This window comes from Streptomyces sp. KLMMK (genome assembly GCF_036961605.1).
GTDB classification, from domain to species: Bacteria; Actinomycetota; Actinomycetes; order Streptomycetales; family Streptomycetaceae; genus Streptomyces; species Streptomyces telluris.
Genome location: NZ_JBAMDC010000609.1, coordinates 1 through 2,649, shown reverse-complemented (window position 1 = coordinate 2,649; position 2,649 = coordinate 1). Strand labels below are relative to the sequence as shown.

The window sequence follows — 2,649 nt, the reverse complement described above, 5'->3', positions numbered from 1 at the left end:
GGCGCGCTGGCGGCCGTGCGGCCGCGACGACCTGGAGAACCTGGCCCAGCAGGCCGGGCTCCGGCCGGACGGCTCAGGGCGTGTGGCGTGCCCCTACGGCTATGCCGACATGGGCAGCGCGGTGCGCGGCATGCTTTCCACCGGCGCCTTCGACGCGGCCGTCCGCGCCACCGACGAGGAGCAGGTCGTCAAGGAGCTCTCCGAGGCGCTCCACCCCTATCTGCGCCGTGACGGCACGGTGTGGATGCCCAATGTCTTCCGCTATCTGATAGCCCGCGCCTAGCGCAGCGCGCATGCGACAGCCCCCCGCGGCCTGCTCGGCCGCGTGGGGCTGTGACGTACTGCGGGGCGGGCGCCGCACGGGGGGGGCGCCGCACGGGGCTCCGCACGAGGCCGTCCGGGACCGTTGGGTCAGCCCATGAACTTCTTGAACTCGTCCGGCAGTTCGAAGTCCTTCGCGTCCTGGCCCGCAGGCAGGCCCAGGGCGCCGCCCGCCTCGCGGCGCGCGGCCGCGGCCTGCTCCTCGGCCTTGCGCTTCATCGGGTTGCCGCTCTGGCGCTTGCCCTTGGCCTGCTTCTGCTGCTTCTTCTTGCGGCCGGCGCCGCCGCCCATGCCTGGCAGACCCGGCATGCCCGGCATGCCGCCGCCCTGCGCCATGCGCGACATCATCTTGCGGGCGTCGAAGAACCGCTCGACCAGGTTCTTGACGGCGCTGACGTCCACGCCCGAACCCTTGGCGATGCGGGCCCGGCGCGAGCCGTTGATGATCGTCGGGTCCTGGCGCTCGGCCGGGGTCATCGACTTGATGATCGCGGCGGTGCGGTCGACGTCGCGCTCGTCCAGGTTGTTGATCTGGTCCTTGATCTGCCCCATGCCCGGCAGCATGCCCAGGAGCTTGCTGATGGAGCCCATCTTGCGGACCTGCTCCATCTGCGACAGGAAGTCGTCGAGCGTGAACTCCTTGGGGCCCTTCGCCAGCTTGGCCGCCATCTTCTCGGCCTCGTCCTGGCTGAAGGTCTGCTCGGCCTTCTCGATCAGGCTGAGCATGTCGCCCATGCCCAGGATGCGGGACGCCATGCGGTCCGGGTGGAACGCGTCGAAGTCGTCCAGCTTCTCGCCGTTGGAGGCGAACATGATCTGCTTGCCGGTCACGTGCGCGACCGACAGGGCGGCACCGCCGCGGGCGTCGCCGTCGAGCTTGGAGAGCACCACGCCGTCGAAGCCGACGCCGTCGCGGAAGGCCTCGGCGGTGTTGACCGCGTCCTGACCGATCATGGCGTCGACGACGAAGAGGGTCTCGTCCGGCGAGACCGCATCGCGGATGTCGGCGGCCTGCTGCATCATCTCGGCGTCGATGCCGAGGCGGCCGGCGGTGTCGACGATGACGATGTCGTACTGCTTGGTGCGGGCGAACTCGATCGAGTCCTTGGCGACCTGGACGGGGTCGCCCACGCCGTTGCCCGGCTGCGGCGCGTACACGCCCACGCCGGCGCGCTCGGCGACGACGCTGAGCTGGTTCACGGCGTTGGGGCGCTGGAGGTCGCAGGCGACGAGCAGCGGGCTGTGGCCCTGGGCCTTCAGCCAGCGGCCGAGCTTGCCGGCGAGCGTCGTCTTACCGGCACCCTGGAGACCGGCGAGCATGATGACGGTCGGCGCGGTCTTGGCAAAGCGCAGGCGCCGGGTCTCGCCGCCGAGGATGCCGATGAGCTCCTCATTGACGATCTTGATGACCTGCTGGGCGGGGTTGAGGGCCTGCGAGACCTCGGCACCGAGCGCCCGCTCCTTGACCTGCTTGATGAACGAACGGACGACGGGCAGGGCCACGTCCGCCTCGAGCAGGGCGATACGGATCTCGCGCGCGGTGGCGTCGATGTCCGCCTCTGAGAGGCGGCCCTTGCCCCGGAGGTTCTTGAAAGTCGCTGCGAGGCGGTCGGAGAGGGTATCGAACACGGTGGTCGCGGATCCTTCTTGTTGAGTGTCAAGTCGGCGGCTGACCCCCAAGGGTATCCGCACCCTCCCGGTCCGGTCAGCCGCCCAGCGCCTCCTCCATCCCGCGGGCGACCGCGGAGGCCGCACGGGGCGTGAGCGCGGCCCCGTCCGGGGCGGTGACGTAGAACGCATCCACCGCACTCGCCCCGAGCGTGCTCACGCGGGCGCTGCGCACCCACACCCCCGCCTCGTCCAGGGCCCGCCCGATGCGGTGCAGGAGGCCGGGCTCGTCCTGGGCGCGCACCTCCAGGACCGTGGCCCCGTGCGAGGCGGCCGCGGCGACGGTCACGCTCGGCGGAGCGTGCACCACGCCTCGCCGGCGCCTGCTGTACGCGGCCTCGCGCTCGGCCAGGCGGCCAGGGACGTTGAGGGAGCCGTCCAGGGCGCGCACGAGGTCGTTGCGCAGGCGGGCGGCCTCGGGCGGGGCTCCGTACTCGGCCGCCACCCGCCAGCTCAGCAGCAGCGCCCCGTCCACGGCGCACAGGTCGGCGGTCCGCACCGTCAGCCGGTGCAGCGCGAGGACGCCGGCGGCCGCGGGCAGCACGCCGGGCTGGTCGGGGACGGCGATCCGCAGCTCCATGCCGACGGGGGCCGGGGCGCCGTCCTCTGACGGCGCCGTGCCCTCCGGGCGGGGCTCCAGGGTCAGCGCCGGTCCGCCCG

The 2,649-nt window shown here is 72.3% G+C and carries 2 protein-coding genes and 1 pseudogene; 1 reads left to right on the top strand and 2 read right to left on the bottom strand.

What is annotated here, in order from left to right; translation table 11 throughout:
• Window positions 1–283 (top strand): annotated as a pseudogene (locus V7793_RS36225) (SAM-dependent methyltransferase); the annotation flags it as partial.
• Window positions 284–411: 128 nt separating this feature from the next.
• Here the strand turns inward: V7793_RS36225 and ffh are convergent.
• Window positions 412–1,950: a signal recognition particle protein gene (ffh, locus tag V7793_RS36220; protein ID WP_168092845.1), complete on the bottom strand. Its 1,539-nt coding sequence runs from the start codon at window positions 1,948–1,950 to the stop codon at window positions 412–414.
• A gap of 76 nt (window positions 1,951–2,026) precedes the next feature.
• Window positions 2,027–2,649, bottom strand: a 623-nt coding sequence (locus V7793_RS36215) for an ACT domain-containing protein (protein ID WP_336013926.1), incomplete at its 5' end; no start/stop codon positions are given.